4 protein-coding genes are annotated in these 6,292 nt (G+C 61.3%); all 4 read left to right on the top strand.

What is annotated here, in order from left to right:
* Window positions 1–291 precede the first annotated feature (291 nt).
* The 4 genes from rho to QRN61_RS01730 all read left to right on the top strand — a co-directional run bounded on the left by rho (window position 292) and on the right by QRN61_RS01730 (window position 6,251).
* Window positions 292–1,551, top strand: a complete 1,260-nt coding sequence (rho, locus tag QRN61_RS01745; RefSeq protein WP_003229334.1) for a transcription termination factor Rho — start codon at window positions 292–294, stop codon at window positions 1,549–1,551.
* 195 nt (window positions 1,552–1,746) lie between these two features.
* Window positions 1,747–3,747 (top strand): acyltransferase family protein, encoded by a 2,001-nt coding sequence (locus QRN61_RS01740; protein ID WP_285373084.1) that lies wholly within the window; start codon window positions 1,747–1,749, stop codon window positions 3,745–3,747.
* Between the two features lie 69 nt (window positions 3,748–3,816).
* Window positions 3,817–5,283, top strand: coding sequence for a 4-hydroxy-3-polyprenylbenzoate decarboxylase (gene ubiD, locus QRN61_RS01735; RefSeq protein ID WP_003229330.1), 1,467 nt, complete (start codon window positions 3,817–3,819; stop codon window positions 5,281–5,283).
* Window positions 5,283–6,251: a CDP-6-deoxy-delta-3,4-glucoseen reductase gene (locus QRN61_RS01730; RefSeq protein ID WP_027610478.1), complete on the top strand. Its 969-nt coding sequence runs from the start codon at window positions 5,283–5,285 to the stop codon at window positions 6,249–6,251. The genes ubiD and QRN61_RS01730 overlap by 1 nt, the downstream gene beginning before the upstream one ends.
* The last annotated feature ends 41 nt before the right edge of the window (window positions 6,252–6,292 follow it).

Below are 6,292 nucleotides of genomic sequence, written 5' to 3'. Positions count from 1 at the left end.
ATTGAATCCTCCTGAAGATTGGTCAGAAGGTGTAAACCTTATTCAGGACGCGACAAATCGCCGAAAAAAAGCCTCGCAATTTGCGGGGCTTTTTGCGTATTCAGGGCTAGACGCTCCGAAACTCAGGTGGTACATTCGGCCCCGCACTGGTTTCTCCACTGCCCCCTGCTAGCCGTCGCCGACGCACTCCTTTTCGAACAAGTTCGCGATCCTGTCGCCTTCTCCGCGGCGCGGCCTCATTAAGCCAAAAGCTTAATTTCCCCCCTCCATAAATGATTACGTCATTCCTATATGAATCTGACTGAACTCAAGCAAAAGCCGATTACCGAACTGCTCGAATTGGCCGAACAGATGGGCATAGAAAATATGGCCCGTTCGCGCAAGCAGGACGTGATTTTCTCCCTGCTGAAAAAGCACGCGAAAAGCGGCGAGGAAATCTCCGGTGATGGCGTGCTGGAGATTCTCCAGGACGGCTTCGGCTTCCTGCGCTCCGCTGACGCTTCCTACCTCGCCGGCCCGGACGATATCTACGTCTCGCCGAGCCAGATCCGTCGTTTCAACTTGCGCACCGGTGACACCATCGTTGGCAAGATCCGCCCTCCGAAGGAAGGCGAGCGTTACTTCGCTCTGCTCAAGGTCGACACGATCAACTTCGATCGTCCGGAGAACGCGAAGAACAAGATTCTCTTCGAGAACCTGACCCCGCTGTTCCCGACCGTGCGCATGAAGATGGAAGCCGGCAACGGTTCCACCGAAGACTTGACCGGTCGTGTGATCGACCTGTGCGCCCCGATCGGCAAAGGCCAGCGTGGTCTGATCGTTGCACCGCCGAAAGCCGGTAAGACGATCATGCTGCAGAACATCGCGGCGAACATCGCCCGTAACAACCCTGAAGTTCACCTGATCGTGCTGTTGATCGACGAACGTCCGGAAGAAGTAACCGAAATGCAGCGCACCGTGCGCGGCGAAGTGGTTGCCTCGACCTTCGACGAACCGCCGACCCGTCACGTGCAGGTTGCCGAAATGGTGATCGAGAAGGCCAAGCGCCTGGTCGAACACAAGAAGGATGTGGTGATCCTGCTCGACTCCATCACCCGTCTGGCCCGTGCCTACAACACCGTGATCCCGAGCTCCGGCAAGGTGCTGACCGGTGGTGTCGATGCTCACGCCCTGGAGAAACCGAAGCGTTTCTTCGGTGCTGCGCGCAACATCGAAGAAGGCGGCTCGCTGACCATTATCGCCACCGCGCTGGTTGAAACCGGCTCGAAGATGGACGAAGTGATCTACGAAGAGTTCAAGGGTACCGGCAACATGGAACTGCCTCTGGATCGCAAGATCGCCGAGAAGCGTGTGTTCCCGGCCATCAACATCAACCGTTCCGGCACCCGCCGCGAAGAGTTGCTGACCGCCGACGACGAACTGCAGCGCATGTGGATCCTGCGCAAGCTGCTGCACCCGATGGACGAAGTGGCTGCCATCGAGTTCCTGGTCGACAAGCTGAAAACGACCAAGACCAACGACGAGTTCTTCCTGTCGATGAAGCGCAAGTAACATCGCCGGTTGAACCGATAAAAAGGGCGCCCCTTTGGGGGGCGCCTTTTTTTTGCATGAAATTTACCCCGGCAATGGGAGGTTCCTGATCTGGTAAGGTCTGTGATCGGGCAACCCACAAACAGCGCTTGGAGCCTCTGTGAATAAGGCTCGAGCTGTACAAAAAACAACCACCTGATTGGCATTAAAGATTTTATGAGCACACTCGCTTATCGAAGGGATATCGACGGCCTGCGAGCAGTCGCGGTGATCGCCGTGGTGCTGTTCCATTTTGGCGTCCCGGGGTTTACCGGCGGTTTTGTCGGCGTGGACGTGTTCTTCGTGATTTCCGGCTACCTCATCACCTCGATCATCTGGAATCAGCGTCAGGCTGGCCGTTTCAGCTTCGTCGAGTTCTGGGCGCGGCGTGCGCGGCGGATTCTGCCGGCGCTGTTCGCGATGATCATTGCGGTGCTGGCGGTGGGCTGGTTCCTGCTGGCGCCCAAGGACTACGAAGAGCTGGGGCGTTCGGTGCGCTATCAGGTGACGTTCGTCTCGAACATCCTGTTCATGCGTCAGGACGGCTACTTCGACGTTGCCTCTGACCTGAAACCGCTGTTGCACACGTGGTCACTGGCGGTGGAGGAGCAGTTCTACATCTTCTTCCCGCTGCTGCTGACGTTGCTCTCGAGCCGCCTGAAACACTGGCGGCTGGCGCTGTTCGGCGTGCTGCTGGTGTCGTTCGGGCTGAGTGTGTGGGCGATCCAGCATCATCCGGAGAAAGCCTTCTTCCTGCTGCCGATGCGCGCCTGGGAGTTGCTGGCCGGGGCGATGCTGGCGGTTGCGCCGAAACACGCCTGGCGCTTGAAACCGCTGGCCGCCCAGGTCTTGAGCCTGCTCGGCATGGGGTTGATCCTGCTGGCGGTGTTTGCCTATGACAAGTCGACGCCGTTCCCGGGTGTCACGGCGTTGCTGCCTGTACTGGGCGTGGTGCTGCTGATTCTGGCCAACGGTCATCGCGAAACGCTGGTTGGTCAATTGTTGAGCAGTCGGGTGATGGTCGGCCTCGGGCTGATCTCCTATTCCTGGTATTTGTGGCACTGGCCGGTATTCGTGTTTTCCAGCTACGCCAGTGTCGATGAGCCGGGCGCGCTCGACACGGCCGGGTTGATTCTGCTGACCCTGGTGCTGGGTTATCTGTCATGGAAGTTCGTCGAAACGCCGTTCCGTGAACGGCGCCTGCTCGCCGGTCGTCGGCAGATTCTGCTGGCCGGTTTCTGCGGGATCCTGGTGCTCGGTCTGGCCGGGCAATCACTGCGCTGGACCGATGGCTTGCCATGGCGCCTGTCCGAGCAGGCGCTGCAATATGCCAAGGGCCGCGAGTGGCGGCCGGAGCTGATGGCATGTCTGGCGGACGACAAGACCCCGGACGACAAGCTGTTCTGCCATTACGGCGTGGCGGATCTGCCGACTCGCGCGCTGGTCTGGGGCGACAGCCATGCCACGGCGCTGATCCCGGTGTTCGATGACGGTGCCAAAGCCCACGGTGTCAGCGTGATTCTGGCCAGTTCTCCGGGTTGCATTCCGGTCGATGGGCTGGAGCATGACGGGGTTTGTGCACGCTTCAACAAGCGGGTCGAGCAGGGGTTGAAAACCCAGGCGATCAGCGATGTGGTGCTGGTCGCCCGCTGGAGCCTGTACCTGTACGGCGATGCCAAGGGTGATCTCGGGCATGTCTTGAGAACGCCAGACGGTCGTTACGATCGCGCCGAGGCCGAGCAGCGTTTTGCCGCAGGCCTGCGCACTCGTGTCGCGCAATTGCGGGGGGCCGGGCATCGCGTATGGCTGGTGAAAGAGGCGCCGTTGCAGGCGTTCAGCCCGCCGTATCGGCTGACGCGGCTGGCGATGCTCGATCGTCCGGTGGATGACGTCGGACTGGCCGTCGAGGCGCACCACAAGCGTCAGGTGTTCATCAGTCAGTTGTTCGCGCAACTGGCGCAGGAGGATCCGGCGGTGCGCGTGGTCGATCCGGCGCCGCGGCTGTGTGATGACAAGGGCCTGTGCCACGCCGAACTGGGCGGCTACTCGCTGTACACCGATGACAATCACCTGTCCGAAGTCGGTGCGCGGTTTGTGGCGCCGATCCTCGAGCCGCTGTTTATCGGCCTGCAAGGCCGGGAAAACCTTGGCAAAGCGCAGACGAATGCAGCCAAGTAAGCAGCGACAGGCTGCCACAGGCCTGCATAGCAGGTAGGATGTACGCCTATTTTGAGGGTGCCATCGTCAATGAAATTCAAGGATCTTCGGGATTTCGTGCAGCAGCTTGAGCAGCGCGGAGAGTTGAAACGCATCCAGATTCCCGTCTCGCCGGTGCTGGAGATGACCGAGGTGTGCGACCGCACACTGCGGGCCAAGGGCCCGGCGCTGCTGTTCGAGAAGCCGACCGGCTACGACATCCCGGTGCTCGGCAACCTGTTTGGCACCCCGGAGCGGGTGGCCATGGGCATGGGCGCCGAGTCGGTCAGCGAACTGCGCGAGATCGGCAAGCTGCTGGCTTTCCTCAAGGAGCCGGAGCCACCGAAGGGCTTGAAGGACGCGTGGTCGAAACTGCCGATCTTCCGCAAGATCATCTCGATGGCGCCCAAAGTCGTCAAAGACGCGGTGTGCCAGGAAGTGGTCATCGAAGGCGACGACGTCGACCTGGCGATGCTGCCGGTGCAGACCTGCTGGCCCGGCGACGTCGGCCCGCTGATCACTTGGGGCCTGACCGTCACCAAAGGCCCGAACAAGGATCGCCAGAACCTCGGCATCTACCGTCAGCAAGTGATCGGCCGCAACAAGGTGATCATGCGCTGGCTCAGCCACCGTGGCGGTGCGCTGGACTTCCGTGAGTGGTGCGAGAAGCACCCGGGCCAGCCGTTCCCGGTCTCCGTGGCGCTGGGCGCCGACCCTGCGACCATCCTCGGCGCCGTGACGCCGGTGCCGGACAGTCTCTCCGAATACGCTTTCGCCGGTCTGTTGCGCGGTAACCGCACCGAGCTGGTCAAGTGCCGTGGCAACGACCTGCAAGTGCCGGCCACTGCCGAAATCATCCTCGAAGGGGTGATCCATCCGGGCGAAATGGCCGACGAAGGCCCGTACGGCGACCACACCGGTTACTACAACGAAGTCGACAGCTTCCCGGTGTTCACCGTCGAGCGCATTACCCACCGGATCAAGCCGATCTATCACAGCACCTACACCGGCCGTCCTCCGGATGAGCCGGCGATCCTTGGCGTGGCGCTGAACGAAGTGTTCGTGCCGATCCTGCAGAAGCAGTTCCCGGAGATCACCGACTTCTACCTGCCGCCGGAAGGCTGCTCGTACCGCATGGCCGTGGTGACGATGAAGAAGTCGTATCCGGGGCATGCCAAGCGCGTGATGCTCGGTGTCTGGTCGTTTTTGCGACAGTTCATGTACACCAAGTTCGTTATCGTCACTGACGACGATATCAACGCCCGGGACTGGAACGACGTGATCTGGGCCATCACCACGCGCATGGACCCCAAGCGCGACACAGTGATGATCGACAACACGCCGATCGACTACCTCGACTTCGCCTCGCCGGTGTCCGGCCTGGGCTCGAAAATGGGCCTGGATGCCACCCACAAGTGGCCGGGCGAAACCACTCGCGAGTGGGGCCGCGTAATCGTCAAGGACGACGCCGTCACCCAGCGGATCGATGCCATCTGGAATCAGTTAGGAATAGATTGATGCGTGTAACCCTGCAGCCCTCCGGAGCGGTGCTTGAGATACGGCCCGGCGAGCGGATTCTCGATGGTGCGCGGCGCCTGGGCTATGAATGTCCGCAAAGCTGTCGCAATGGCAATTGCCACGTGTGTGCGGCGCTGTTGGTGGAAGGCCGGGTCGAGCAGGCCGGCAAGGTGCACGACCACGGCGAGTTCTACACTTGCATAGCCGAGCCGCTGGAAGACTGCGTCCTGCTGTGGGATGGCGTGCTCGCGCTGGGAGAACTGCCGGTGCGCAGCCTGTCGTGTCAGGTCATCGAATGCCGGGATGTCGGTGGCGACACCTGGCGCGTGCGCCTGCGTGCGCCGGCCGGCAAGCCGCCGCGCTATCACGCCGGGCAATACCTGATGATCGAGCGTGAGAACGGCGAGAAATCGGCGTTCTCCATGGCCTCGGCGCCGCACGGCGGGCGTGATCTGGAAATCCATGTGCTGGCCCGTGAAGCCAGTGCGCTGAGCCTGATCGAACAGCTGCAACGCAACCCGCTGGTGCGCGTCGAGCTGCCGTTCGGCGACACCCACCTCGCCGAATTGCCTGACGGTCCGCTGGTGCTGATCGCCGCCGGCACCGGCATGGGGCAGATTCACAGCCTGATCGAACACTGCCGCGCCAACGGCTTCAAACACCCGGTGCATCTGTACTGGGGCGTGCGGCGTCCGGAAGATTTCTATGAAATCGAGCATTGGGACGAGTGGCTGAAGCTGCCCAACCTGTTCCTGCACAAAGTGGTCAGCGACCAGTGCGGTTGGGAAGGGCGCTGCGGGATGTTGCATCAGGCGGTGTGTGAAGACTTCGCGGATCTGAAGCCCTTGCACGTCTACGCCAGCGGCTCGCCGGCGATGGTCTACGGCACGCTGGATGCGCTGGTGGAAGCCGGGATGGATGCGCACCAGATGCGCGCCGATGTATTTGCGTATGCGCCGCGCTCTTGAGCCGCGCGAATTGAGCCGAGCTCTTGAGCCGAGCTCTTGCG

It is taken from the genome of Pseudomonas sp. lyk4-TYG-107 (assembly GCF_030209055.1).
Taxonomy (GTDB): Bacteria; Pseudomonadota; Gammaproteobacteria; order Pseudomonadales; family Pseudomonadaceae; genus Aquipseudomonas; species Aquipseudomonas putida_A.
The sequence above is the reverse complement of the archived record's forward strand: the minus strand, read 5'-3'. Positions and strand labels throughout refer to the sequence as shown.